This window comes from Paenibacillus violae (assembly GCF_032461945.1).
Taxonomy (GTDB): Bacteria; Bacillota; Bacilli; order Paenibacillales; family NBRC-103111; genus Paenibacillus_E; species Paenibacillus_E violae.
Genome location: NZ_JAWCUD010000012.1, coordinates 30,941 through 56,533, shown reverse-complemented (window position 1 = coordinate 56,533; position 25,593 = coordinate 30,941). Strand labels below are relative to the sequence as shown.

24 protein-coding genes are annotated in these 25,593 nt (G+C 49.4%); 21 read left to right on the top strand and 3 right to left on the bottom strand.

The annotated features are described in order from the left end of the window. The first annotated feature begins 4 nt into the window (after positions 1-4). The 7 genes from queG to RQP52_RS28095 all read left to right on the top strand — a co-directional run bounded on the left by queG (position 5) and on the right by RQP52_RS28095 (position 5,989). Complete coding sequence (gene queG, locus RQP52_RS28125) at positions 5-1,198, top strand: tRNA epoxyqueuosine(34) reductase QueG (protein WP_379172642.1); 1,194 nt, start codon at positions 5-7, stop codon at positions 1,196-1,198. Beyond that, on the top strand, positions 1,195-1,758 hold the full coding sequence (locus tag RQP52_RS28120; RefSeq protein WP_315954922.1) for a methylated-DNA--[protein]-cysteine S-methyltransferase: 564 nt from the start codon (positions 1,195-1,197) through the stop codon (positions 1,756-1,758). Before queG ends, RQP52_RS28120 begins: the two co-directional genes overlap by 4 nt. Positions 1,759-1,773: 15 nt before the next feature. Continuing rightward, positions 1,774-2,805 (top strand): HD-GYP domain-containing protein, encoded by a 1,032-nt coding sequence (locus RQP52_RS28115; protein WP_315954921.1) that lies wholly within the window; start codon positions 1,774-1,776, stop codon positions 2,803-2,805. Positions 2,806-2,895: 90 nt separating this feature from the next. Further along, entirely contained in the window at positions 2,896-3,105 is a 210-nt protein-coding gene (locus tag RQP52_RS28110) for a YneF family protein (protein WP_127455063.1), read from the top strand. 133 nt (positions 3,106-3,238) lie between these two features. Continuing rightward, positions 3,239-3,817 carry a TetR/AcrR family transcriptional regulator gene (locus RQP52_RS28105; protein WP_315954920.1) on the top strand — a complete coding sequence of 193 codons (579 nt, stop codon included), beginning with the start codon at positions 3,239-3,241 and terminating at the stop codon, positions 3,815-3,817. A 9-nt stretch (positions 3,818-3,826) separates the two neighbouring features. Beyond that, complete coding sequence (folE, locus tag RQP52_RS28100; RefSeq protein ID WP_394358179.1) at positions 3,827-4,435, top strand: GTP cyclohydrolase I FolE; 609 nt, start codon at positions 3,827-3,829, stop codon at positions 4,433-4,435. A gap of 234 nt (positions 4,436-4,669) precedes the next feature. After that, on the top strand, positions 4,670-5,989 hold the full coding sequence (locus tag RQP52_RS28095) for a deoxyguanosinetriphosphate triphosphohydrolase family protein (protein WP_315954919.1): 1,320 nt from the start codon (positions 4,670-4,672) through the stop codon (positions 5,987-5,989). A 333-nt stretch (positions 5,990-6,322) separates the two neighbouring features. Here the strand turns inward: RQP52_RS28095 and RQP52_RS28090 are convergent, their stop codons facing one another. Continuing rightward, positions 6,323-7,318 carry an alpha/beta hydrolase gene (locus tag RQP52_RS28090; RefSeq protein ID WP_315954918.1) on the bottom strand — a complete coding sequence of 332 codons (996 nt, stop codon included), beginning with the start codon at positions 7,316-7,318 and terminating at the stop codon, positions 6,323-6,325. A gap of 312 nt (positions 7,319-7,630) precedes the next feature. Here RQP52_RS28090 and RQP52_RS28085 point away from each other — a divergent pair, with 312 nt between their 5' ends. Then, positions 7,631-8,374 carry an IclR family transcriptional regulator gene (locus RQP52_RS28085; protein WP_127455072.1) on the top strand — a complete coding sequence of 248 codons (744 nt, stop codon included), beginning with the start codon at positions 7,631-7,633 and terminating at the stop codon, positions 8,372-8,374. Positions 8,375-8,472: 98 nt separating this feature from the next. Next, positions 8,473-9,363 (top strand): cation diffusion facilitator family transporter, encoded by an 891-nt coding sequence (locus RQP52_RS28080; protein ID WP_315954917.1) that lies wholly within the window; start codon positions 8,473-8,475, stop codon positions 9,361-9,363. Positions 9,364-9,443: 80 nt separating this feature from the next. Here the strand turns inward: RQP52_RS28080 and sleB are convergent, their stop codons facing one another. Further along, a complete protein-coding gene (sleB, locus tag RQP52_RS28075) occupies positions 9,444-10,106 on the bottom strand; it encodes a spore cortex-lytic enzyme (protein ID WP_127455076.1) in 663 nt (220 codons plus the stop codon). A 195-nt stretch (positions 10,107-10,301) separates the two neighbouring features. Next, positions 10,302-13,019, bottom strand: a complete 2,718-nt coding sequence (acnA, locus tag RQP52_RS28070; RefSeq protein ID WP_315954916.1) for an aconitate hydratase AcnA — start codon at positions 13,017-13,019, stop codon at positions 10,302-10,304. Between the two features lie 301 nt (positions 13,020-13,320). Between acnA and RQP52_RS28065 the strand changes: the two genes are divergently transcribed. The 12 genes from RQP52_RS28065 (at position 13,321) to RQP52_RS36545 (ending at position 24,962) form a co-directional block, all read left to right on the top strand. Beyond that, positions 13,321-14,340 (top strand): amidase domain-containing protein, encoded by a 1,020-nt coding sequence (locus RQP52_RS28065; protein WP_315954915.1) that lies wholly within the window; start codon positions 13,321-13,323, stop codon positions 14,338-14,340. A gap of 44 nt (positions 14,341-14,384) precedes the next feature. Further along, complete coding sequence (locus tag RQP52_RS28060; RefSeq protein WP_315954914.1) at positions 14,385-15,530, top strand: D-alanine--D-alanine ligase; 1,146 nt, start codon at positions 14,385-14,387, stop codon at positions 15,528-15,530. 6 nt (positions 15,531-15,536) lie between these two features. After that, entirely contained in the window at positions 15,537-15,854 is a 318-nt protein-coding gene (locus RQP52_RS28055; RefSeq protein WP_157323415.1) for a hypothetical protein, read from the top strand. Between the two features lie 482 nt (positions 15,855-16,336). Beyond that, positions 16,337-16,627 carry a hypothetical protein gene (locus tag RQP52_RS28050; RefSeq protein ID WP_315954913.1) on the top strand — a complete coding sequence of 97 codons (291 nt, stop codon included), beginning with the start codon at positions 16,337-16,339 and terminating at the stop codon, positions 16,625-16,627. A gap of 83 nt (positions 16,628-16,710) precedes the next feature. Then, on the top strand, positions 16,711-17,667 hold the full coding sequence (uvsE, locus tag RQP52_RS28045) for a UV DNA damage repair endonuclease UvsE (protein WP_315954912.1): 957 nt from the start codon (positions 16,711-16,713) through the stop codon (positions 17,665-17,667). A gap of 101 nt (positions 17,668-17,768) precedes the next feature. Next, on the top strand, positions 17,769-18,539 hold the full coding sequence (gene fabI, locus RQP52_RS28040) for an enoyl-ACP reductase FabI (RefSeq protein ID WP_127455090.1): 771 nt from the start codon (positions 17,769-17,771) through the stop codon (positions 18,537-18,539). A gap of 218 nt (positions 18,540-18,757) precedes the next feature. After that, the gene (locus tag RQP52_RS28035; protein ID WP_315954911.1) at positions 18,758-19,618 is read left to right on the top strand and encodes an inositol monophosphatase family protein; all 861 of its coding nucleotides are present in this window, start codon (positions 18,758-18,760) and stop codon (positions 19,616-19,618) included. 188 nt (positions 19,619-19,806) lie between these two features. Then, a complete protein-coding gene (locus tag RQP52_RS28030) occupies positions 19,807-20,784 on the top strand; it encodes a sugar kinase (protein ID WP_315954910.1) in 978 nt (325 codons plus the stop codon). A gap of 32 nt (positions 20,785-20,816) precedes the next feature. Beyond that, positions 20,817-21,479 (top strand): bifunctional 2-keto-4-hydroxyglutarate aldolase/2-keto-3-deoxy-6-phosphogluconate aldolase, encoded by a 663-nt coding sequence (locus tag RQP52_RS28025; RefSeq protein ID WP_315955116.1) that lies wholly within the window; start codon positions 20,817-20,819, stop codon positions 21,477-21,479. A 4-nt stretch (positions 21,480-21,483) separates the two neighbouring features. After that, positions 21,484-22,365 carry a DinB family protein gene (locus RQP52_RS28020; RefSeq protein ID WP_315954909.1) on the top strand — a complete coding sequence of 294 codons (882 nt, stop codon included), beginning with the start codon at positions 21,484-21,486 and terminating at the stop codon, positions 22,363-22,365. A gap of 220 nt (positions 22,366-22,585) precedes the next feature. After that, positions 22,586-24,787 carry an RNA polymerase recycling motor HelD gene (helD, locus tag RQP52_RS28015; protein ID WP_394358178.1) on the top strand — a complete coding sequence of 734 codons (2,202 nt, stop codon included), beginning with the start codon at positions 22,586-22,588 and terminating at the stop codon, positions 24,785-24,787. Next, entirely contained in the window at positions 24,726-24,962 is a 237-nt protein-coding gene (locus tag RQP52_RS36545; protein WP_394358177.1) for an ATP-binding domain-containing protein, read from the top strand. Before helD ends, RQP52_RS36545 begins: the two co-directional genes overlap by 62 nt. The last annotated feature ends 631 nt before the right edge of the window (positions 24,963-25,593 follow it).

Here is a 25,593-nt window from a genome sequence, read left to right as displayed (position 1 = left end):
TTCCATCGTCGCAGCGTCAGAGACAGTGATTAGAAAATTACAGCAAGAGATTGTGGAAGCCGCGCCGTCCCTCGGTATAGATAAGATCGGCTTCACGTCAGCTGAGCCGTTCACAGAACTGAAAGACATCCTTCTCCGTCACAGGGAGAAGGGATTTGAATCCGGCTTCGAGGAGCCGGATATCGAGAAGCGGGTGCATCCCGAGCTGAGCTTCGACGCGCCGCGATCGATCATCTCCATCGCGGTCGCGTACCCGTCGAAGCTGGCTAACCCGCCCCGATCCGAGCCAGGGGCGTATCGGGGGATCATTTCGCGCTCCTCCTGGGGGAGCGACTACCATGATGTGCTTCGCGACCGGCTCGCGAAGCTGGAGGCTTTCATCGCGGAGCGCATGCCGGATGCGCGATTGCAAAGCATGGTCGACACCGGTGTGCTGGTCGATCGTGCTGTCGCGGAACGTGCCGGCATCGGCTGGTCCGGTAAGAACTGCGCCGTCATTACGCCGGAATGGGGCTCATGGGTCTATTTGGGCGAAATCATCACCAATATTCCGTTCAGCCCCGATACACCGATCATGGACCAATGCGGCGACTGCACGATCTGTATCGACGCTTGTCCCACAGGGGCGCTCGTTGGCCCGGGACAACTCAACTCATCCCGCTGCATCTCCTTCATCACCCAAACGAAGGGGTATATCGCAGATGAGTACAAGCTTAAGATCGGCAACCGGCTCTATGGCTGTGATACCTGTCAGATCGTCTGCCCGAAAAACAAGGGGATGAACTGGACGCATCATCCGGAGTTCGAGCCTGACCCTGAGAAGGTCAAGCCGCTTCTGATTCCCTTGCTCACCATGACGAACAAGGACTTCAAAGAACAATACGGACGCATCGCGGCGTCGTGGAGGGGCAAAAAGCCCATCCAGCGCAACGCAATCATCGCGTTGGGGAACTTCAAGGACAGCTCCGCTGTGCCTGTCCTTACGGAGCTGCTGCACAAGGATCCGCGGCCTGAGATTAGGGCAACGGCTGCGTGGGCGCTGGGGCGCATAGGAGGCGACGATGCCGCAACAGCTCTGGACAAGGCCCAAGGGACCGAGCAGGAACGGGCTGTGCAGCAAGATATTGAGAAGGCGATGACGGCCATCCGGCAAGCCAACCAGGCAAGCTCGCATATAGGGGAGAAGAATCCGACATGACACAGAATCAGCAATTCGCTTCAAACAACCTGTCCTATACGGAAGTTGCTACGCCTATAGGTGCGCTTGTTCTCATTACAAGTCCGAAAGGACTTTGCCGTGTTGCATTCGGCACCATGAGCCAGAATCAAGAGGATCTGCAAGAGTGGGCTGCCCGTTGGTTTGGCAAGGGAACGAAGCTTCAGGAGGATGCGGGAAAACTTGCGTCAACCGTGCAACAGCTGGAGGAGTATTTTAGAGGAGAACGGCTAAAGTTTGATGGGGAATTGGATTTGCAGGGAACGGACTTTCAGAAAAAAGTTTGGAGTGCACTGCTTGACGTCCCATATGGAGAGACAGCTACCTATAAGCACATTGCCGAGGCGATTCAATCACCGAAAGCCGTGAGAGCGGTAGGCGGCGCAAATAATAAAAATCCGATTCCCGTGATCATTCCCTGTCATCGGATCATTGGCGTAAGCGGCGACTTGGTGGGTTATGCCGGAGGTCTGGACATGAAAATACATTTGCTTGATTTGGAACGCGAAGAACAACCCAATATGAATCCAAAGAATAACTAACCGTGGAGTGATCCTATGAAATATGTACATTTGGATTCCGTTGAGTCGGGTCAATATTTAGGCCGCACGATATTCGCCAGTAACGGTTCCATTTTACTTTCGGAAGGCGTGCAGTTAACGGTTTTCATGATCAATACGCTTAATCGAATCGGTGTGACGATGATCTACATCAAGGATCCGAACTTGGAAGATGTAGAGATTCCCGAAATCATTTCAGAAGAAACGAAACGTGTCGTTATGCAGCAAATGGGACAAACTTTCGCGGCGCTCCGATCCGGCAAGGAGTTCAACTCCCGTGCTATGAGCATTTCGATCAACACTTTGCTCGACGAGGTGATGAAGAATCGGGATGTGCTCGTCCAACTGACTGACATTCGGACCAAGGATAACGAGATGTACGTCCATGCGACCAACGTCTGCATGATGGCGGTGCTCGTAGGTATTAATATGGGGTTCAATGAGAGTCAGTTGAAAGAGCTTGCCATCGGCGCCCTGCTGCATGACGTGGGGAAAGTTGAGCTCACCTGTGACGATGAGTCGTCTGACAGCAGGAGGCATCATACATGGCGTGGTTTTGAGCTTTTGAAAACCAAGCGCGAATTCAGCTTGCTGATTGCCCATGTCGCCTTCCAACATCATGAAGCATTAGACGGCCAGGGCATTCCGAGAGGTTTGACCAGCGATGACATTCATATTTATGCCAAAATTACAGCTGTCGCGAATATGTACGATAACTTGCTTTTCGATACTTCCGCGGGACGCAGGATGCTGCCCTACGAGGCATGTGAGCATATGATGGCGCTGGCTGGAACAAAGCTGGATCGAGAGGTTTTGATTCATTTTCTGAGAACTGTTTCCATCTATCCGACAGGGGCTTCCGTTCGCCTATCGAATCGTGAGACCGGCGTCGTCGTCGGCCAGCATCGCGGATTGCCGAGCCGGCCGATTGTTAGAATCGTCAAGCAGGATCAGATGGACAGAGAACTGGATATTAAGGAAATTGATTTGGCAAAACATACCACGGTTTTTATTGAACAAGTTCTATGATTTATGGCCAAGTCATTTGTAAAGCGATAAGTAGAAATGGTATGATAAGGCAAGTGATCTAACCAATTAACACTTGCAGGGGGCAACGTTATGTGGAGTTATCTTATTCCTATTCTCACTTTGATTGTGGGCTTAGTCGGGGGATTTTTTATCGGCGTGTTTTACTTGAAAAAACAGTTGGAGTCTATGCAAAATAATCCGGAAATGCTGGCCAAAATGGCGAAGCAAATGGGCTACAACATGAATAAACAGCAGTTAAACAAAGCGCAGCAAATGATGAAAAACCAAAAGTGGAAATAATAGTGGGGTCGGGGACCCCTTTAAAGGGCTTTGCTGTCTAACCGTACAATCGGCGGACAGCAGGAGCCCTTCGTATTATAGTCAGGTTTTGTAAAATTAGGACATACCAGTACGATTCAGAGGTGGCTAGTCGATGGCAAGCAACAAAGACCGCATTCTGGAAGCTGCGATGGATCTATTTCATGATCATGGCTACCAAGGAACGGGACTAGAGGACATTTTGTCGAGCAGCGGGGTATGTAAAAGCAATTTTTATTATCATTTTAAAAGTAAAGAAGAACTGGGCTTAAAGGTCATAGAGCGCAAAGTAGATGAAATGCGGCAATCCGTGTTGGAGCCAAGTCTGGGGAATACTAACCTATCGCCAAAGCAGCGCGTGCTGGAATTGTTTGAACGCATGCTAAGCTTCTGTGATGAGAACGAGTGCCGGAAGGGATGTTTTTTCGGGAACTTGGCGTTAGAGCTTAGCGATTGCTCAGAGGAGCTGCGTAAGCCGCTCAGCCGCTTTTTCAGCGAGATGGAGACTGAGATTGAGGCTTGTCTAAAAGAAGGCCGGAAACAAGGTGAGCTATCGCTGCAGGGACTAGCCCCAGTCGAGCTTGCTGCACCTATCGTCTCTCTTTGGCAGGGCGGCATGCTGCTTACCAAAACGCATAAAGACAGCAGGGCTATGAGAGATGGGATCAAGGTTTTGACAGTCTGCATGGGTTAAAGGATATGAATGAGGAGAGTGGAGCAGTTGGCATCCGTTGAATACAGAAATACGAGAGTAGCTGAGAATCGCGAGCTGATTGAGAAGCATGTGCGCGAAATTTTACGATTGATCGGTGAAGATGTGGACCGCGAAGGTTTGTTGGATACACCTGCACGCGTAACGCGCATGTATGAAGAAATCTTTTCGGGCTACGACGCGGACCCGCGGGACGTGCTTGGTGTAACCTTTGATGAGCAGCATGAGGAATTGGTGATCATTAAAGATATCATTTATTACAGCCAATGTGAGCATCATATGGCGCCGTTTTTCGGCAAAGTGCATGTTGGCTACCTGCCGAGCGGTAAAGTCGCGGGGTTAAGCAAATTTGCCCGTTTAGTCGATGTCATCACCCGCAAATTGCAGGTGCAGGAGAGAATAACGTCCGAAATCGCTGACATTCTCGATGAAGTGCTGAAGCCGCACGGCGTGATGGTCGTTGTGGAAGGCGAGCATATGTGCATGTGCTCCAGAGGGGTCAAAAAGTACGGCAGCGAGACGATCACATCAGCGGTGCGCGGTTCTTTCCGTACGGATTCGACGCTGCGTTCCGAATTTTTATCATTGATCAATAGGTAATTCGTGAGTAAAGGGGTGTGCATGAAGACAAAAGTCTTGTGCAGCATCCCTTTTTTTGTGGAGAATGTGCCTGCATGACTTGTTGTCGAATAGATGAATATAGTATTCTTTTATAAATAAATGGCCCCAGGGTGACTAGCGTACATGCTATAGCATAAACTGATAATAGCAAGTATACGAATTGCTAGGTGTACAATTCCGGGGGTTGGCAAGAGCACCAGAGGGGGCAAGCTGATGAACAACATACGAAAATTTCGGCCCGGAGAGGCCGCTTCCTCTAAAGTGAGTGAAGAACGGGATGAATTTGAGCGGGATTACGCAAGGCTGATCCAATCACCGACCTTTCGTCGGCTGCAGGGCAAGTCACAGGTGTTCGGAGCCGGTTCAGGCGACTATTACCGGACGCGTCTAACCCATTCGCTTGAGGTAGCCCAAATCGCCAGAGAAGTGGCGAAACGTCTGGAGCGGACGAACCCTTTTCTGCAAAAAAGAGAGCATCCGGGTCTCATTATTGACCCTACCGTTGTGGAGTGTGCGTCGATTGCGCACGATTTCGGTCACCCGCCTTTTGGTCACAAAGGGGAAGAGGTGCTGAACCACATCCTGCTGAAGGATCATGGTTTGAAATATGAAGGCAATGCCCAGAACTTCCGGATCCTGATGTTTCTTGAAAAAAGGGCGGGCAGTGAAAGCGGTCTGGATCTTACTGCGGCTGTGCTGCTTGGCATTAATAAGTACCCTTTCCTGCTGGAGGAAGAAGGCCGGCTCAAGGGGGTATACGCCTCTGAGTGGGAGATTATCCGAGAGCTGCGGAGAGAATGGAACATGCCGGAAGGCTGCTCCACGTTGGAAGCGCAATTGATGGATCTATGCGACGATATCGCGTATTCTACGCATGATATTGAAGACGGCATTCGTGCAGGAAAAATTCAGATGAACGCTACGTTTTTTGAGGATCAACGTTTGATCCGCCATTTGGTTATGGAAATTCTGAATGATCCCAATAAGCACAAATTCGGCTGGGAGCAAGTCGACATCGAGCAGATGGTCAGGAAGGTGCTGACCGACTATCTAGAGCAGTGGCAGCAGATTTTCGCCGAATGCAATCGGGAGGAATCGCGTACGCGCAGAGAGATGAAAGCACGTTGGGTCAGCTCTTTTGCAAGCCGTTTGGACATTCTGGACGATCCTGAGCGAGGCTGGAAAAAGGTTGCGCTCGTCAGAGACGGAGCGGAGGATATGAATCTCCTGCGGACCATGGAGATCTTGAAGAAGCTGGCGTGGGTCACGCTGATCAAGGACTTCCGTGTACTGCGCCTCCAGAAGCGCAGCGAGATCATCGTCGAGCGGCTGTGGGAAAGCTTTATCGATCAAGACAGGGGAATGTGGATCATTCCACCCGATTGGATCGATAGCTATGAGCGCCGGAAGGGCAACTGGAGCTGGCCGCGGTTCGTCGCGGACTATATATCCGGCATGACCGACGCATACGCGGAGAAGGTGTATGCAGAGCTGTTCGCGAGCAAGTCCGGCTCGATCTATGAGATGGACTAGGCGCGAAGATGAGGGTGCTGCGCATGATCCTGCAAAAAGTACATCAAATCCTGGGTAAATGGAGTTAATCTTGCGAAAAGATGTAAATAGTACATCAAAATTGACGTGAGTGGCGTGGTTTGGGCTGTAATGCTGAAATTAGATGTACAAAATGCATGATCCTTACTCTCGAATGGGTGGGTAACATGAATTTTGATGTACAAAATACAGGTTGCTATCCTAACTGAGAGGTAAGATGTGCTTCAGACTTTAAGTTGATAGTGAATGGTATCCCCGCAAAAAAATATCGACCCCGCAAGGGGTCGATTTTATAGGGAGGAGGGAATACCTGAGTCAGTTTACAGCTACAGCTTCTTTTGGCGTCAGGCCATTAAGAAAGCTGAGAGAAGTGCGCACATACTTCTTGGGTTCTGCGCGGTACAACAGCTCATGCTGCGCTTTGGGGATAATCCAAAGTTTGGATTGCGCGTTGTCTTGCACCTTGAAAATGTCCTCTACCATTTCATATGGAGCTTTGGAATCCTCCGTTCCATGAATGAAATAAATAGGCATTGAATAAGCAGTTGAAGTGACCTTTTTATAAGGGACCTCATGCAAGCTCACTCCGTTCAATAAAGGGAAAAATAAGCGGACGAGCGGTAGAGACGGGAATTTCGGAACATTCACAACTTGCTTCATATTGTGATAGAGTGTATCCGGATTCAGCATGAACGTGCTGTCCAGAATCATCCCTGAGATATCCGTACCATTTTGGAGAGCGGCTTGCAGCGCTGTTCCAGCACCCATCGAGAAGCCCCAGATATAAATAGGACCGTTGGATAAATGCTTAACATAGTTAATTGCTCCCAGCAGCTCCTGTGACTCCTGAATACCACCCGTCATGATGCGTTCGTTGCCTGGTTGAACATATCCATAATCGAACATCAGCACGTTGTAGTTCTGCAAGTGCAGCTCACGGGCCAAATTATAGAGCGGAACCCACAACTCTTCGCGATTGCCGCCGTAGCCGTGCGAGAAGATCACGGTTTTGTTGGATGGAGCGGGAATGAACCAACCATCTAAATTCGAGGTTGAGTTCAGACTTGGGAACGTAACGCTGCTGTAAGGTAGGCCAACGGCTCTCATAGGATCCGAATGAAGCGGATCAATATGCGGCCGTGCCAACGTCCATGCAATATAGGCGTGAAAAGCCAGCAACAGCGAGGTACATAACGTCAGGAATGAGATCAGGATGGTGAGAACCAGCCTTTTTTTGCGTAAAAGCGGACGAGTAACGACCTGTTCGAGCGTAGGTTGAAGTGAGCCTGGGGATAGTGATGTTGATGACATCGCAGTACCCTCCCTCCAGTAAAGTAGTGTGTTCAAAATAGGCTGCTCTGAGAAGTTATAAGGAGAAAGGAATAATTATCTAAATTTTCAGATAAGTAATCTATTATCTTAATCTTATTCTGTATGCGCTTACAAGTCAATGAGGGTGCGGGAAATGTAAAGTCACTGTAACCTTTCTGTAACAATTCAAGAAACAGATGTTTGACCTTTACGCAACGTTGGAGTTTGGTTATACTAGATATAACTGGGTTTCATATAGTGAAACTATTTGATGCTTCCGCAGGCAGAGTGACTATGAAAGTGGTGTTCGTCATGGAAGATAATAAGCTGACGGTGCGAGCTGTAGAGCGTGCTTTGGATATTATGCTCTGTTTTACCGAATCGACCGAATTAACGTTGACAGAAATTGCAAGTCGTGTGGATTTACATAAAAGTACGGTGCATCGGTTGCTTGCTTCTTTGGAAGGCAAGGGTTTTATTATGCGCGATGCCGCCACAGATAAATACAGGCTGGGCTATCGGCTGTGGGAACTGTCCGCCAACCTCTCGCAGGAGGGAGACCCCGGCATCATTCTGCTGCCGGAGATGGAAAGGCTGCGCGATCTCCTCGGCGAGACGATCTCGCTCTACGTTCAGGACGGCCTGGAGCGTATCCGCATCCAAGCCGTACAGAGCAACCATGCCATTCGCCGTGTAGCCCCTGTGGGCGCGCGAATGCCGCTTTACGTCGGCGCCTCCAGCAAGGTGCTCGTCGCCTTCGCAGAGCCCGCTGTGCAGCAGCAGCTGCTAGCCTCGGCCGACTGGCCGACCGGGCTGGATCAGCAGGCGTTCCTGCAGCAGCTGGGCGACACCAAACGCGCTGGCTTCGCCACGAGCGTGGAAGAACGCGAGCCCGGTGCGGCGGCCGTGTCCGCGCCGATTATCGATCGAGGGGGCCGGCTTGTGGCCGCCCTCGCCGTATCTGGCCCAGCGAACCGGCTTACGCTGGAGCTGATGCAAGAGCAGGCGCCGCTCATTATGGAAGCGGCGCGGCGCATGGGCACGATGCTGCGCTAGCGCATCGCCCCCGCAATCCTCTATCCAAGTACTTGGATAGAGGATTTTTTGCTTCTAGGAGGCCATACTAGAAGAGGGAAGGGAGTGGAGTGGCAAGTATGAAGAACACAGCCTCGATGCTGGCGATCTGGATTAGTCTTGCCAGCAATATTGTACTGACCGCCATCAAAATTATCGTTGGCCTTCTTTTCAATAGCCAGGTACTTATAGCTGATGGCATCCATAATGCCGGAGACGTCATTGCTACGGCGACGGCGTACAGCTCCATGCGTGTTTCGTCTAAGCCCGCTGACGTGGACCATCCTTACGGGCATGGCAAAGCGGAAGTGCTCGGCGCTTTCATCGTCGCGATTATTTTAGCTGGAGCCGCCCTATACATTGGTTATCATTCTATTCATGCCTTATTCGAGCCAGCCGGTGAGGCGCATGTGATTGCTTTTATCGCAGCGGTCATCTCACTCATCTGGAAGCAAGTTCTTTACGTGTACACGATGCGGGTTGGCCGTAAAATGAACAGCAAAGGATTGATCGCCACGGCCTATGATCATTTGGCGGATGTCTACGCGTCGATTGCCGCTTCCGTCGGGATTGGGCTGGCGCTGCTCGGGGATCACTTCGGCTATGGATTTCTCGCATATGGGGACCCCGTAGCGGGGATTATCGTTTCCATTCTGGTCTTGAAGCTGGCTTACGAAATGGGCCAAGACTCATTCGGTATTCTTATGGAGCGAAGCGTAAGCTCAACACAGATTGAGCAGTACGCGTCACTGATCCGCTCTGTACCCGAGATCAAGCGGATTGACCGCTTGAGAGCACGCGAGCACGGTCACTACATATTAATCGATGCACGGCTTGGTGTCTCGGGTACATTGACCATCCAAGAAGGCCACGACATTATTCGCGGCATTAAACACAAAATCCAATCTGCTCATAGCGATGTGGACGAAGTCCTGGTGCATTTGAATCCTTGGTACAAGGAGTCTACGTAACTTGAACGCATGAAAAAACACCTTTCATCAGCGGCTCCGATTCGATTCGAAGCGGCCACATGAGAGGTGTTTTTCATTTTTTACTTGGCAAAAATATGATTGCCGATCTGAACCGTCTGCGGACGTGACCAGATCCATTTGCTTGTCGCTGTCTTTGGATTGAAGTAGTAGAGAGCACCACCGGTTGGATCCCAGCCGCGTACAGCATCCTGTGCAGCCTTGTAGGCCGTACTGTCCGGCGTCAACCAGTATTGTCCGTCATCTACGGCCGTGAAAGCGCCAGATTCAAAAACAATCCCTTCGATTGTATTCGGAAACTCACTTGAATTCAGACGATTCATAACGACCGCTCCAACTGCGACTTGTCCTTCGTAGGACTCACCGCGAGCCTCGCTGTAGATCACTTTCGCCAGCATATCAAGATCCGTTTGATTGACCGAATACTTACGTAAGCTCTGCCATGTATTAGCACCAACAATACCATCAATCGTTAAGCCATAATTATATTGAAAATTACGTACAGCTGCAGCGGTAACAGGACCGTACACACCATCTAGCGGCTGTTGGTAATAGCCTAACATTTTAAGACGGAATTGAGCATCCCAGACGTCTCCGTTCTCACTGCCTGGTTGCAACGTTTCAGCCGTTGCGGCTGCTGTTGGATGGCTCCATTCGCTTACTGAAAAACCTAGACCAATCGAAGCGATCAGCATGACAAGGACGAGCCTTTTTAATGAGTTCATCTTCATCTCCCCTTTCGCTGTTACCCATTATAGGTGGGGAGGAAAGGGGGCTCAACCCGCAGTTATTACCAATGTAAGTCAATCACTTGCGGCTCTAAGGATACAGCCATCTCCAAAATCGCAAAAAATCCGAGAATGCCATACGGCAATCCCGGATTTCTTAGTTGTGTGTGTATGGTTATCTTGATGGTTATCTTAGTTTTTCTCGGCCAAAATTTGGCGAAGAACGGTTTGTAGAATACCGCCATTACGGTAGTAATCCACATCAACCAAGCTATCCAAACGAACAAGTACATTGAACTCGAAAGTTGTACCATCTTCGCGAGTTGCTGTTACTTTAACTGTTGTTCCTGGTTGAACATCGTTGCTCAGTCCAGTGATATCGAATGTTTCACGGCCTGTGATACCCAGTGTTTTCCAGCTTGTTCCATCAAGGAATTGAAGAGGAAGAACGCCCATACCAACCAAGTTACTGCGGTGAATACGCTCAAAGCTTTCCGCGATAACGGCTTTTACGCCAAGTAGGAATGTACCTTTAGCCGCCCAGTCACGGGAGCTTCCAGTTCCGTACTCTTTACCCGCGATAACGACAAGGTTTTGACCTGCAGCTTGATATTTCATGGATGCATCGTAGATGGACTCTACTTCGCCAGTAGGCAGGTAAGTTGTTACGCCGCCTTCTGTTCCTGGCGCCACTTGGTTACGAATACGGATGTTCGCGAACGTACCGCGCATCATCACTTCGTGGTTACCACGACGGGAACCGTAGGAGTTGAAGTCTTCTCTTTTTACACCATGGTTGATCAGGTATTGACCTCCAGGGCTGTCAACTTTGATGTTACCTGCAGGGGAGATGTGATCCGTTGTAACGGAATCGCCCATGAGTGCCAAAGTTTTCGCGCTGCGGATATCCGCGATATCGTCAAGAACTGTACCCAGATCCGTGAAGAACGGAGGTTCTTGAATGTATGTGGAATTCGTGTCGAATTCGTACAGATCGCCTTCTGGAATCGCGATTTCGTTGAAGCGCTCATTCGCACGGAATACGTTGCTGTATTTGTCGCGGAACATGTCAGGACTCATTGCTACGCCAAGAGCTTCTTGGATCTCTTGGTTTGTAGGCCAGATGTCTTTGAGGTAGACAGGTTGATTGCTTTGGTCGTATCCGATTGGATCGTTAGCCAAATCAATGTTAACTGTACCTGCAAGTGCATAAGCAACAACAAGTGGAGGTGATCCAAGGTAGTTAGCTTTTACTTGAGCATGAACGCGGCCTTCAAAGTTACGGTTACCGGAGATAACGGCAGCTACTGTCATATCGTTGTCAGCTACAGCTTTGCTCACTTCTTCAGGAAGCGGACCGGAGTTACCGATACAAGTTGCACAGCCGTAACCTGCAACGTGGAAGCCAAGTGCTTCTAGGGACTCAAGCAAGCCAGCTTTTTTGAGGTACTCAGTAACTACCAGGGAACCTGGCGTCAAGGAGCTCTTCACGAATGCCGGTTTTCTCAAACCGCGAGCTACGGCTTTCTTAGCCACAAGACCCGCACCTAGCATAACGCTTGGGTTGGATGTGTTCGTACAGGAAGTGATCGCTGCGATTACAACGGAACCCGTTCCCATTTTAACTGTCTCGCCATTCGGGTAGACAACATCAACTTCTTCGTTGATTTTCTCTTCCGTCAGACCGTATCCGCCTTTGTCGATCGGCGTACGGATGATGGAGTTGAAGGACTCTTTCATGTTCGTAAGCTCAACGCGGTCTTGCGGACGTTTAGGACCAGCCAAGCTTGGTACTACGGATCCAAGATCAAGTTCGATGACATCTGTGAATACTGGATCTGGTGTGGAATCCGTACGGAACATGCCTTGTGCTTTGTAGTAAGCTTCTACAAGCGCGATTTGGTCTTCTTCACGGCCAGTTGCTCTCAAGTAGTTCAATGTTTCGCTATCTACTGGGAAGAAACCGATTGTTGCGCCGTACTCAGGAGCCATGTTCGCTACCGTTGCGCGGTCAGCCAAGGAGATGTTGCTCAGACCAGGACCGAAGAACTCAACGAATTTACCAACAACGCCTTTTTTACGCAACATTTGTGTAACAGTCAAAGCCAAGTCAGTAGCTGTAGCGCCTTCTGCCAAGTGGCCTGTCAATTTGAAACCAACAACGTCTGGAGCTACGAAGTAAAGAGGTTGTCCAAGCATACCAGCTTCCGCTTCGATACCCCCGACGCCCCAACCTACAACACCTAGACCGTTGATCATTGTTGTATGGGAGTCAGTTCCTACGAGGGAATCCGGATAAACAACCGTTTCACCATCGATTGTTTTTGTAGCTGCAACAGAAGCAAGGTACTCCAAGTTAACTTGGTGAACGATACCTGTTGAAGGAGGAACAGCACGGAAGTTATCGAATGCTGTTTGCGCCCAGCGAAGGAAACGGTAACGCTCTTCGTTTCTTTCGAATTCTAAGTTAATGTTCATGTCAAGCGCATCCGGGGAACCGAAAGCGTCAACCATGACAGAGTGGTCGATAACAAGGTCTACAGGAACAAGCGGGTTGATCCGTTTTGGATCTCCACCTTCACGAGCCATTGTCGCACGCATTGCCGCAAGATCAACGACGACAGGTACACCTGTGAAGTCCTGAAGAACGATACGAGCAGGAATGAAAGGAATTTCTTTGTTATCGTCACGGCCTTCAGCCCAGCCTGCGATTTGTTTTACGTGCTCGCTTGTAATTGCACGGCCGTCAAATTGACGGATAGCTGCTTCAAGCAAAACGCGAATGGAAACGGGAAGGTTGCTAATCGTACCGTGACCTTGGTTTTCGAAGTCAGGCAAGCTGTAGTATTGGAACGAATTCGTTCCGACAGTTAACTGCTTACGCACAGAAAAAGTGTCCTTGTTGGACATGGATAATTCCTCCTTTAATATCTTCATCCATTGGTTTCATCTAATGAAACTCAATTTCATTAATCCCCTAACTTAAGTATAGCGTTTCGCTGTGTTTGAGTAAAGATTTATTTCAATCATTTTTACCATCCAAATGTCATATATTGAATCAATTCAAAGCAAATAGGGCTCGTCCTATGATGACTGTTATTTTGCCGCAAACATGTACTTTCCATAAATAAAAGTTTCAAATAAAGCTTGAACTCGGTAAACGACGGCGCACACAACTTTCCTGCCAAAACTTTTTAGGAGGGTAACCCCGATGTCCTGGAAAACAGCGCTCTACAATTACGTCCATGCTAAAAATCAGTCAGAGCTCGAAGGCTCCGCAGCACCGCTCCAAGCCTATTTGTCAGACAGCGCTTATGTACGTAAGCAGGAGGTCAGGGTTCGCAGGCTCCTGGAAAGTTTTCGTGATCGCGATGCCAAGCTGCAGCGAGGGGAAACGAAGCTGCGCCTTACCGGCATTAGAGAATCGGCGCATGGCGTTATTGCCGATATCGTGTTGCACCGGTTTATCCACTATCGCATCGGTTCAATCGACCACTTGGAGGAGCGCATTGAGCCGGAGCGAGTTGTGATTGACAGTGCAGCCAATCGTTGGCAAGTCAGAAGTACAGAGTCCCTACAGGGAGAACAATCGCTTCCGAACAAGCCGCGGAGCGTCTTTTTCTCTGAGCAGGCGGATTTTGTGGAAGGCCTTCGCAGAGCACCGTCACTCCCGTATATCAACCATAGTATACTCAACAGCGGAGCCCAGGAATTCGTTCCGCGTAAAATCATTTATAACCGCGACAAAGCCGTCCAATATGCGGAAACGTGGTGGCAGACGCCGAACCCGAAATATGAGCAATTCGAAGTGGATTGCACCAATTATGTGTCGCAATGCCTCTTTGCAGGTGGGGCTCCAATGGACTATACTGGGAAAAGGGATTTGGGCTGGTGGTACGCTGGCAAAAGGGGCAACCAAGAGTTGTGGAGCTTCAGTTGGGCGGTTGCCAATAGCCTGCAATCTTTTTTGGCGCATAGCCGCAGGGGCCTGCACGGTCATGAGGTTCATGACCCGCGCGAACTGCAGCCTGGGGACACGATTTGCTATGACTGGGACGGCGATGGGCGGTTTCAGCATAATGTTATTGTGACGGGCAAAGATGCGAATGGCATGCCACTTGTCAATGCACACACGTATAATAGCCGCAATCGTTATTGGGCTTATAAAGATTCGCCAGCATGGACGGAGCGGACCAAATACTTCTTCGTTCGGGTTGCAGATGAAATGTGAACGTAATATTTTGAAGGAATAGAACGACTAGACGGAGGTACGCAATGAGCGGCAAAATAAGAGTTGGACTAATTTATGGGGGGAAATCGGGAGAGCATGACGTTTCCTTGCAAACTGCCATGGCCGTTATGAAAGCCGTAGACTTCACCAAATATGAAGTGGTACCGTTTTACATCTCCAAAAAAGGGGAGTGGAAAAGCGGCGCGCCTCTCTTGGCACCCGTTGCATCGAAAGAGGCATTGACCTTTAGCAGCGGAGACTCCGCGAATGCACCTGCTTCTAATGCCCTTGCACCTATATTCGGGGCTGTTAACGCGAAGGGCGATGTAGCTATCTCTTCCGCCGCAGCAGCTGGTACGAAGGACGCTGGCATAGATGTTGTTTTCCCGCTTTTACACGGTACATTTGGTGAGGACGGGACGATTCAAGGTTTATTGGAAATGGCGAATATTCCTTACGTAGGAGCAGGCGTGCTTGCTTCCGCAGTCGGTATGGATAAAGTCATGATGAAGAAAGTTTTTGCGCAAGAAGGACTTCCGCAGTGTATTTTCCGTCACTTTACACGGACGGAGTGGGAGAAGAACCGCGCGTATCATCTCATTGAACTGGAAACTGCGATTGGTTATCCATGCTTCGTGAAACCGGCTAATTTGGGCTCCAGCGTAGGTATTTCCAAAGCGAGAAATCAAGAGGAGTTAATTAAGGCGGTTAGTTTCGCCTTCCAATATGATCGCAAAGTCATTATTGAAGAAAATATTGATGCCCGCGAGATTGAAGTAGCGGTTCTTGGGAATGATGAACCTCAAGCGTCTGTTGTCGGTGAAATTGTTTCCTCGAACGAATTTTACGACTACAAAGCCAAATACATCGACGGTAAATCCGCTATGGTCATCCCGGCAGATCTTCCGGCCGAAACAGCTGAGCAAGTTAGACAGCTGGCCATTCAAGCTTTCTTGGCTGTTGATGGCAGCGGCTTATCCCGCGTTGACTTTTTCCTAGGCAAAGCTGATCAAAAGATCTATATCAACGAAATCAATACGATGCCAGGCTTCACGCCTTACAGCATGTATCCGCTGTTGTGGCAGGAATCCGGCAAACCTTATACCGAATTGCTGGATGATCTCATTCGTCTGGCGGTTGAGCGGCATACAGCGAAGCAAAGTATCCAATATTCTTTTGATGTGGAGTAGATGCTAATGGGATTCCAAACGGAGTTTAACTCGGTCTGTAAGTTCAAGTCCGCGCAGGAGCTCTTCGAGCTGCTGGAGTACGGCCGCGGTAAAATGGTGAAAAGCGGCTTCCGCGTGTTCCCGACAGGACAGAAGGTCATCGCCTACACGCCTGACAATCAAGCGATCGCCATCGTCAAAATTCTTGCTTCTATCGCGGAAATCAATTTCCAAGGCGAAGAAGTAACGCAAGTGGAGATGGAGCTCGTTCGTCGGTTGACGGAGGAAGAGGCGCAGGTACAGACGAAACTTGCTCATGAGATGTTTTTTGGTGAGCAAGCTTAGTTGTGGCCGGTAGAGGAAAAGGAAGAGAAAGAGGAAGGCATCGTCCGTTAGGGACGGTGTCTTTTTTTGATTTTGGTGCTCATTGACGACGCTCGTGGGACTTATGGTCGTGCTTCATTGCACTTTGTGCAACATGAAAGCGGAATATGGCTCGCTATCGCTCTCTTCGTTGCACAAAGTGCAATCATTTTGGCCTTGTTGCCTGAAAACTGTAATTTGCAGGCTGTAATGTTGTACAAAGTACATTGTAGGGGCGGGTTGAGGGCTAATTGTGGTCATTATGTTGCACAAAGTACAACGCGGCGAGGTGGATGCAAGCGGAACTGGTGTAACAGGAGATTGCAACGAAATATAAGCATGTTTGACAAACCCTCCACCAGGTCGTACTCCCGCAAAGGTACTATAAGAAATTAGTACTTATTCTCCCAAGCAGCTAGAGCTACAATTAAAGCAGTAGACTTCACAGCAAGGGAATGAATACAATGAAATTTACTGCCTACTGGTTATTTAATATCGTGCTTGGCATACCGACGCCTTATGTGCTTATTTATATGATTTTCGGCTTCTACGGTTTCATGGCTCCTTCTTCAACTGAACAAAAGTACATGGCGACTGGGGCATTGCTCCTTTATCTTCTCGTATGGTTGTTTGGCAATTTGCTAACTTTGCGAAAAGAGGACCGCGCCACTAAGCTCGGCATGCTTGCGCTAAGTCCATTACCTATAGCCATAACGGCTTATTGCGGTTTTAAACTCATTGCTGCACTTTCCTAGCAGCGTTTAATGAATGTGGTCACTGGAAAAAGGGTAACCTAACACAGGATTTTTACCTGAACTTTCTTGGGGGTTACATGTGCATGATTATTCGCCTTGGGTATGTGGCGATGTCGACGGTTGTCAAAAACGCTTCACCGTCCAAAACAATGACAGTCACGAACTTCAGCAAGCTGCTGGATCGGGAGGCTGCCATCCGGAAGCTGGAACGCTTAGGTGCGGAAAACTTGCATAATACATTGAGATTGCTGCGGCATAACCGAGCTCACGATATCATGGTGTTCCGCTTCTCATCTAGATTCATCCCCCTTATTGGGCATGAAATGTTAGCGGATTGGGACCCGATCCCGACGCTTTCGGCGGAATTCGAGGAGCTAGGTGCTTATGCCAAGCAAGCGGGCATGCGTGTGAGCTTTCACCCGGACCACTTCACGGTCCTGAGCACTCCAAAAGAGGACGTCCTGCAGAAGTCCATCCTGGATCTGGAACGCCATAACGCGATGCTAAATGTGATGGGTCTTGGTCCAGAGGCCATGTGCAACATTCATGTGGGCGGTTCATATGGGGATAAAAAGAAAGCGGCTAAGCGATTTATCCAAAACTTTTCCACGCTGCGCCCCGAGATTCAAAAGCGGATTACCCTGGAGAACGACGATAAAACATTCAATGCGTTAGAAACATTGGAAATTGCTGAAACAGTAGGAGCGCCAATGGTTCTGGATGTTCATCATCATGCCGTGAATAACGAGGGCGAAGATGCCGCCGAATTGTGGCCGCGTATTCAACAAACCTGGACAAACGGACTCCCGCCTAAGATTCACGTCTCAAGCCCCAAAAGCGAGACCGATCCAAGAAGCCATGCCGATTACGTGGAAGCAGGGCCGCTTCTTGTTTTTCTGCGTGCGATTGCCCCTGTTACCCCACGGCTTGATATCATGATCGAAGCGAAGATGAAGGATGAAGCGCTATTTCGTCTGATGGAGGATTTTAAACTCGAGGAAGGAATTGTGGTGCTTGATCAAGCCTCGATCCAGCTGTAGCGATTCAGATTTATTTCTTGAATTGTTTGGCAAAATGGGGTACTTTTGAGATTGGGTATGAATGACGCATAATCCAATGTTGAGAGGGGTTTTTCACGGCCATGAGTCAACTGTTAACAGGAAAAAATATACTTGTCATGGGTGTTGCCAATGATCGCAGCATCGCATGGGCGATTGCTCAATCCTTAGCGGCACAAGGAGCAAATTTGGTCTTTACGTTCGAAAATGAGCGTGTCGAGGAACGCGTTCGCAAGCTTGCTGACACGATTCCAGGTTCAACGCTTATGCCTTGTAACGTAACGGTAGACGCTGAAATTGATACGCTGGCTGATACGCTTAAAGCGAAGTTCGGTGTCGTTCATGGCCTTGTACATAGTATTGCTTTTGCAAGAACGGAAGAATTGGACGGACTGTTCGTTGACACATCGCGTGATGGCTTTGCCTTAGCGCATGACATCAGCGCATATTCTCTTGTTGCCGTTTCCAAACGCATTTATCCGCTAATGACAGAAGGCGGCAGCATCATGACAATGACCTACCTTGGCGCTGAGCGTGCAATGAAAAACTACAACGTTATGGGCGTTGCCAAAGCGGCATTGGAAGCTTCTGTGCGCTATCTGGCGGCTGACCTCGGTCAATTCGGCATTCGCGTGAACGGTATTTCTGCTGGTCCGATTCGTACCTTGGCTGCCAAAGGCATCAAAGATTTCAACTCGATCCTGCGTCAAGTAGAAGAGAAAGCTCCGCTGCGCAAAACGACGGAAACAGCAGAAGTCGGCGATACAGCGATGTTCTTGATGAGCAACCTGTCCCGAGGCATCACGGGTGAAGTGATTTACGTTGACGGTGGTTATCATATCGTTGGAATTTAAGCTATTATAATGTCTAAATACGATCAAGAAACCGTATTGCCTACATGGCAGTATGGTTTTTTTATTTGTAAAATGTCTGAAAATCTCCTTTTTTTATTAATAAATGTATAAATGTACGAATATTTTGGGATGAAACGCACTAGTATTTAAAACGTATAATTTACTATACTTAACTTACTTCTAAATCTAAATAAATAAAAAAGAAAGAGTTGATATAAGTGGTAAATGGTGAGGCGGAGCCGTTCGTCATCGGCAGTAAGAGTTTTACGGCAGTGGCTATCAATACGGCAGCCAAGGCTGGGCAATGGATCAAGAGCAAAGTGGGCGATATCAGCCGTATTGATACGAAATTTTCTTCTCAGGACCTGGTGACCGAAGTGGATAAAGGGTCTGAAAAGCTTATTCGCAACTTGATCATGACGCATTTCCCGGATCATTCCATTCTCGGTGAAGAAGGCGTGGAGCCTGGTCCGGAAGCATCGGCCAAAGCACTTCAAGCCATGAGCGAGGAAGAATACTTATGGATCGTAGATCCCATTGATGGTACGACGAACTTTGTTCACGGGTTCCCGTTCTTCTCTGTTTCAATTGCACTCGCACACAAGGGTGAGATTATTGTCGGTGTCGTGTATGACCCGTCTCGTGACGAACTGTTCGTTGCCGAGAAGGGGAAAGGTGCTTATATGCACGGCAAAAAGACAATCGTATCGCTCGATGGACAGCTGTCCAGCAGTCTGGTTGCAACAGGTCTTCCGGCAGATCGCAATGGCGCATTACCGATTAACCTGAAAGGTATTCAAGCTTTATCTCCCAAAGTGCGCAACCTCCGGATCGCAGGCTCCGCGGCGCTTCACTTGGCTTATGTAGCCTCAGGACGCCTTAGCGGCTTCTGGGAAATTGGTTTGAATGCTTGGGATATTGCAGCGGGCGCGTTGCTGATCCAAGAGTCGGGCGGCAAGGTGACAGATACCGAAGGCAGACCTTACAATTTGGCGGTTCGCAACATACTAGCTACCAACGGCCAGATTCATGATGAGCTGCGGCAAGAGTTGGTTAAAGCCGAAGCTACCGGATTTTAGTGGTCATATGAGGCAGAAGAAACCTGAGACATAAGTCTTGGGTTTTTTCTACAGCTTCAAGCTAGGGTGGAACTTGTCAGATTCTAATCTTACTATCTGGTACAAACGGTAGTTATACACTATAATATGAGATATATGCATTATTTAAACGTTTCAACTAACGATCAGGAAATGGATGGAGAACTTATATGACGACGAATTCACAATCGCAAGCGGTTACCGGACCTGACATTATTACCTTTGGCGAAACAATGGCGCTATTGATGCCTTCCAACGGCAAAGGATTGGAGTACTCCTCTGAACTGCATAGCTTGTTTGGCGGTGCGGAAAGCAACGTGGCAATCGGAGTATCCCGCCTTGGAGGCAAAGTAGGCTGGTTTGGACGTCTAGGCAAAGACCCGATGGGCCGTTTGATTTACAAAAAAATTCGCGGCGAAGGTGTCGATGTTTCCCGTGCAGAACTGACGGCAGAAGCGCCGACCGGGCTTATGATGCGCGAAATGATCATGGGCAAAACGTCCGTCTACTACTATCGCAAAAACTCAGCGGCAAGCCAGATGAGCGCTAAGCATTTGGATGAAGGCTACATTGCTGGGGCGAAAATCCTTCATATCACGGGTATTACACCGGCACTCAGCGAGTCTTGCAAAGAGGCTGCGTTTGAAGCGGTTCGATTGGCCCGCAAACATGGCGTCAAAGTTAGCTTCGACCCCAACCTGCGGTTGAAGCTTTGGGGGATTGACGAAGCGCGCCCCGTGCTTCTTGAGCTTGCCAAGCTGTCGGATATTTTCCTGCCTGGCCTTGATGAGCTGAAGCTGCTCTACCAGACGGAGGATTGGGATGTCATTGTGGGCAAGCTGCGTGAATTGTCCGCTGTTTCCATCGTCAAAGGCGGAGAGAACGAAACCTATGTCGTAACCAAAGATTCGATCACAGCGGTTCCTTATTTCAAAGCGGAGCAAGTGGTGGATACGGTTGGCGCAGGCGATGGCTTTTGTGCGGGATTTTTGGTAGGCTTGTCCAAAGAGTACGATTATGCGGAAGCGGTGCGTATCGGCAATCTGGTGGGCTCCTTGATTGTTCAAACCGAAGGAGACTGGGAAGGCGCTCCGACTTGGGAGCAAGTAGACGCTATTCTTAACGATGTTAAACATATAGAACGCTAATTTCATGCTTGCATAAGAAGGGGAAGATTCCATTGAAAAAATTGAAACTTGTTCAGCAAATATCAAGTGAAGGCGTCGTTGCCGTTCTGCGTGGAGAGACGCCGGAAGAAGTTGTTGAAATGGCGGATCAAGCCATTGCAGGAGGCATTAAAGTCATCGAAGTCACGATGACGGTGCCGTTCGCGCTGCGCGCAATCGAGGAGCTGGCGAAGCGCTACTCGAGCACTACGCAGGACGCTTCCAAATACGCGATTATCGGGGTGGGCACAGCCCTAGACCCGGAGACAGCGCGTGCAGCGATCCTGAGCGGGGCCGAGTTCGTTGTCGGCCCATCGCTTAACCCGAACACGGTTGCACTCTGCAACCGTTACCGTGTACCCGTCATGCCGGGCTGCATGACGATTCAAGAGATTCAGACGGCGCTGGAGCTTGGCGTCGATATCGTGAAGCTATTCCCCGGCAATCTCTACTCGCCGGCGATGATTAAGGCCATTAAAGGACCGCTGCCGCAGGCGAACATTATGCCAACGGGCGGGGTCTCGCTGAGCAACCTCGGCGAATGGATTCAGGCCGGCGCGGTCGCAGTCGGCATCGGTTCCGATTTGACCAGCGAAGCGGTCAAAACAGGCAATTACAGCCTGGTGGCTAAGCGGGCTGCACAATACATCGAGGCCTATCGAGCGGCCAAGAAGTAGAACGATGGCAGACAACGGGGCGAAGCTGCTTTTGCAGGTAGATGATCTTCAGGCATCGATTGTCTTTTATACGCAACAACTGGGCTGGGAGCTGCTCGAAAGAGCGGCTTCCGGTCCAGTTGCATTGCTGCGAATCACGTCAGACTATGATGCTGTATTGATTCAGCAAACACTGTCTGCTCAGCTGCTAACGGAAGCACAGACTGAGCTGGCAGCAGGCTGGCTGCAAAACAAATACGCTTCTCCCAAGAAGGGAGATCTCATCTACGTCGGCGTAGCTTCGGTGAATGCTGTGGAGGCTAGTCTCCAAGCTAAAGGTTGTAAGGAACTGCGAAAAGAAGAGAATCCAGGCCATATTCGCAAACTCTTTGTGCCAGACGTCGATGGATATACATTTGTGTATTGGGAGGAACTGCCGGCTACCCATGCTGAGATTAAAGAGATGTATGCAGCGGGTGCTGATGAATTGGAAAGCGCAATAGCGGGATTGACGGAGGAGCAGTTGAACAGATCGCAAGCCCCGGGCAAATGGTCCATTCGCCAGCAAGTCCTACATCTGATCGACTTAGAGCTGGTTACGCTGCACAAAGTGAAATTCGCTTTGGCGGAGCCGGGGCGTGCCTATCAAGGCAACAGCTTTTCACAGGATGATTGGAGCATAGGATTGGATTATCGGAATCGGTCGATTCACGCTGAAGTTCAGCTGTTTCGGGCTATGAGGCAGCACATTCTTGGACTGTGCGAGCATTTACCCAATGCGCTTGAGAGAACGGTCACCACGAAAGAACGTAAAGAGTCTGTAGCACTGTTGCTGAAAATGATGGCAGGCCACGCAAAGCATCATATCCGAGCTGTGAATGAAATTCGTGATCTGCATGATTGCTGACAGTCCGGGAGTCCGAGGCTAGAGACTGAAGTAAAAAAGAATGCCAGAAAACCCCAGGTCAATGACCTGGGGTTTTTATTGATTTTTGAAACGTAACTTGTTAAAATAAAGATTGATTCAAATATTTTGAATTATAAACATTTTTATCCTAATCTAATTATAGCACCAAAACAACCTCCATGTCAAATCCTAATAAAATGGTAAGAAAAGAGGCGTTGGGATGAGTCTGACAGATCAAGCAAGAGCAGCAGAAAAGCAAAGAGTGCAGGAAGTAACAGAGAAGATAGCGGTCAAAATCACGGAATTGGAAGAGCAGGTCGGTCTAGTTCAATCTGATGTAGTTGAGATTCGTAAACATTATTGGGACGAAGTCACGATGGATATGAGTACAGCGGAAGATGCGGTAGAATCCATCGCCAGCATGAGGCAACAATCCGAGGTGCTTTCCGAGCGGGAACGAACGCACCGACAGGCATCCAAAACTTTAGGCAAGCTGAGAAGGCTCGTCCAGTCGCCTTATTTTGGCCGGATCGATTTCATTGAACGCGGTGAGCGGGAAGAAGAGGCTGTATATCTGGGCATTGCGTCTTTTCTGGATGAGGAAGCAGGTCAGTATCTTATCTACGATTGGAGGGCTCCCATCTCCAGCTTGTATTACGATTTTGCGCCGGGAGAAGTCGCATTTGCTACTCCGAATGGTACGGTAGAGGGTCAAATGGTTTTGAAGCGTCAATTTGTCATTCGTGACCGGCATATCCATCTTATGTTCGATACCGGCGTGACCATCGGCGATGAACTGCTGAAGCAAGTACTCAGCCGGAGTTCGGATGCGCAAATGAAGACAATCGTGGCAACGATTCAAAAAGAGCAAAATCGCATCATCCGCAATGACAGCGCCCAAATGCTTATCGTACAGGGGGCCGCAGGAAGCGGTAAAACGTCAGCCGCGTTGCAAAGAGTCGCGTACCTCCTATATAAGCACCGAGATAAGCTGAGTTCGGATCAGATGGTTTTGTTTTCGCCAAATCCGCTATTTAATCATTATGTATCCACGGTGCTGCCGGAGCTAGGCGAAGAAAATATGCAGCAAACGACCTACCAAGCTTATTTGGAGCATCGTTTAGGCGAGATGTTTGAGGTGGAGGACTCTTTTACACAATTGGAGTATGTATTGACAAGGGGCGGTCTTGACCATGGGTCTGAGCAAACGCCAGTGATGGAAGAAACCTATGAAGCTCGTTTGAGCGGAATTTATTATAAATCTTCAACTGCTTTTCTTGCCATAATAGAGGCTTATAAGAAGCAGCTAGAGCAAATGGGAATGTTATTTAACCCTATTAAGTTTCGCGACAAAGAGGTGCTTAGCGCGGCTCGTTTGGTGGAACGTTTTTACAGTTATGATTCCGCAATACGGCTTCCTAACCGTTTGGAGCTGATGAAAGAATGGCTATTGGAGCAGCTGGAGCTCTTTGCAGAAGTTGAAATCGAGGAAGCTTGGGTTGATGAGGAGATTGAGCTCCTCAGCAGTGATGAGTACCATCGTGCTTATATTAGGCTGCGCAAAATGGAGGGGGGACGCGATTCCTCTTTCGACGATTATGATCAAGAACGGCATCTGCTTGCTCGAACCGTGCTGAAAGAGCATCTAAAGCCTGTTCGAAGCGCGGTGAAGCAGCTTAAATTTGTTGATATGATTGGTCTTTACGGGCAGTTGTTTAGAGAAAGAGCGGCAACGGATAAAAGGGAACTGATAGCCGAGAAGCCGCGCTATTGGTCCGAAATCTGCGGGCGGACGCTGGAGGAGCTGGCGCAAGCCAGGCTGCCTTACGAGGACGCAACGCCGTTCTTGTACTTGATGGAAGCTGTCTGCGGCTTCCAGACGAACAGCGCTGTGCGCCACGTCATTATCGACGAGGCACAGGATTATTCTCCGTTTCAGCTGGCTTACCTGAAACGGCTCTTCCCGCACTGCCGCATGACAGCGCTCGGCGATTTGAGCCAGGCGATCTATTCGCACGCTTCCGCGTACAGCGAAATCGATCCGATCGCCGCTCTGTACGGGCCGGAACAAACGGAAGTCATCCGTTTGTTCCGCAGCTATCGCTCCACGCGCGAGATCGTGGAGTTCACCCGCGGTATCGTGCCTGACGGCGATGCCATAGAGCCCTTTACCCGCGCGGGAGGTAAGCCGCGGGTGATCCAGACCAGCGATCGCGGATCGCTGCATAGCCTGCTGGCAGCCGAAGTGGCGCGGCTGCTGGATGAGGGCTATGCCTCCATCGCGATCATTACCAAGACCGCGAGCGAGGCTGAGCTCGCGCATCAAGCCCTTACGCCCCTGCTGCAGGCTCCGCTGGGGCGTGCTCGTCATCCCTTCGTATCTGGCGAAGGGGGTCGAATTCGATGCCGTACTCCTTTATGATGGTTCCCATCATCAGTACGGCCATGAGAATGAGCGCAAGCTGTTTTACACGGCTTGCACCCGGGCTATGCACGAGTTGTGTATCTTCACGCTTGGGGAACCGTCTCATTTCATCACGAGCCAGCCGCAGGGTACTTATGTGCTCACGGACAACGCCGAGGATGTTCTTAGTTAGGATGGAGGTACTATCGGCACTATCCCCTAGTGACAGGAGATTATGATTATCGTGCATAACAACTGTGAGCATGTCTGAGATAGGCTTAGAAGCTCCTGAGCGAAAGGGATAATGCCAATAGCCACCGTCAACCGCGAATCAGCAAACTCAACGAACCCGGTACCGGGCATCTTAGGCTGCACGTTGAACCGGGAAGTTACTATGGGCACTATCCCCAAGAATCAGGAGATTATGATTATCATGCATAACAACTGTGATCATGTCTGAGATAGGCTTAGAATCTCCTGAGTGAGAGGGATAGTGTTTATAGATGGGTTTCAGGTTGTGAGATGAGTTGGTGCGTTCCTGAGTGAGAGGGATAGTGTTTATAGATGCGTTTCAGGTTGTGAGTTGAGAAGGTGTGCCCCTGAGTGAGAGGGATAGTGTCTATAGATGCGTTTCAGGTTGTGAGATGAGTTGGAGTGCCCCTGAGTGAAAGGGATAGTGTCTATAGATGCGTTTCAGGTTGTGAGATGAGTTGGAGTGCCCCTGAGTGAGAGGGATAGTGTCTATAGATGCGTTTCAGGTTGTGAGATGAGTTGGTGTGCCCCTGAGTGAGGGGGATAGTGTCTATAGTTGCATTTCAGGTTGT

What these genes read in the sequence shown, in the direction of transcription:
- RQP52_RS28120 (WP_315954922.1), top strand. Translation starts at nt 1,195, where the DNA reads ATGACACAGAATCAGCAATTCGCTTCAAACAACCTGTCCTATACGGAA.
- RQP52_RS28115 (WP_315954921.1), top strand. Translation starts at nt 1,774, where the DNA reads ATGAAATATGTACATTTGGATTCCGTTGAGTCGGGTCAATATTTAGGC.
- RQP52_RS28110 (WP_127455063.1), top strand. Translation starts at nt 2,896, where the DNA reads ATGTGGAGTTATCTTATTCCTATTCTCACTTTGATTGTGGGCTTAGTC.
- RQP52_RS28105 (WP_315954920.1), top strand. Translation starts at nt 3,239, where the DNA reads ATGGCAAGCAACAAAGACCGCATTCTGGAAGCTGCGATGGATCTATTT.
- folE (WP_394358179.1), top strand. Translation starts at nt 3,827, where the DNA reads ATGAGGAGAGTGGAGCAGTTGGCATCCGTTGAATACAGAAATACGAGA.
- RQP52_RS28095 (WP_315954919.1), top strand. Translation starts at nt 4,670, where the DNA reads ATGAACAACATACGAAAATTTCGGCCCGGAGAGGCCGCTTCCTCTAAA.
- RQP52_RS28090 (WP_315954918.1), bottom strand. Translation starts at nt 7,318, where the DNA reads ATGTCATCAACATCACTATCCCCAGGCTCACTTCAACCTACGCTCGAA.
- RQP52_RS28085 (WP_127455072.1), top strand. Translation starts at nt 7,631, where the DNA reads ATGGAAGATAATAAGCTGACGGTGCGAGCTGTAGAGCGTGCTTTGGAT.
- RQP52_RS28080 (WP_315954917.1), top strand. Translation starts at nt 8,473, where the DNA reads ATGAAGAACACAGCCTCGATGCTGGCGATCTGGATTAGTCTTGCCAGC.
- sleB (WP_127455076.1), bottom strand. Translation starts at nt 10,106, where the DNA reads ATGAACTCATTAAAAAGGCTCGTCCTTGTCATGCTGATCGCTTCGATT.
- acnA (WP_315954916.1), bottom strand. Translation starts at nt 13,019, where the DNA reads ATGTCCAACAAGGACACTTTTTCTGTGCGTAAGCAGTTAACTGTCGGA.
- RQP52_RS28065 (WP_315954915.1), top strand. Translation starts at nt 13,321, where the DNA reads ATGTCCTGGAAAACAGCGCTCTACAATTACGTCCATGCTAAAAATCAG.
- RQP52_RS28060 (WP_315954914.1), top strand. Translation starts at nt 14,385, where the DNA reads ATGAGCGGCAAAATAAGAGTTGGACTAATTTATGGGGGGAAATCGGGA.
- RQP52_RS28055 (WP_157323415.1), top strand. Translation starts at nt 15,537, where the DNA reads ATGGGATTCCAAACGGAGTTTAACTCGGTCTGTAAGTTCAAGTCCGCG.
- RQP52_RS28050 (WP_315954913.1), top strand. Translation starts at nt 16,337, where the DNA reads ATGAAATTTACTGCCTACTGGTTATTTAATATCGTGCTTGGCATACCG.
- uvsE (WP_315954912.1), top strand. Translation starts at nt 16,711, where the DNA reads ATGATTATTCGCCTTGGGTATGTGGCGATGTCGACGGTTGTCAAAAAC.
- fabI (WP_127455090.1), top strand. Translation starts at nt 17,769, where the DNA reads ATGAGTCAACTGTTAACAGGAAAAAATATACTTGTCATGGGTGTTGCC.
- RQP52_RS28030 (WP_315954910.1), top strand. Translation starts at nt 19,807, where the DNA reads ATGACGACGAATTCACAATCGCAAGCGGTTACCGGACCTGACATTATT.
- RQP52_RS28020 (WP_315954909.1), top strand. Translation starts at nt 21,484, where the DNA reads ATGGCAGACAACGGGGCGAAGCTGCTTTTGCAGGTAGATGATCTTCAG.
- helD (WP_394358178.1), top strand. Translation starts at nt 22,586, where the DNA reads ATGAGTCTGACAGATCAAGCAAGAGCAGCAGAAAAGCAAAGAGTGCAG.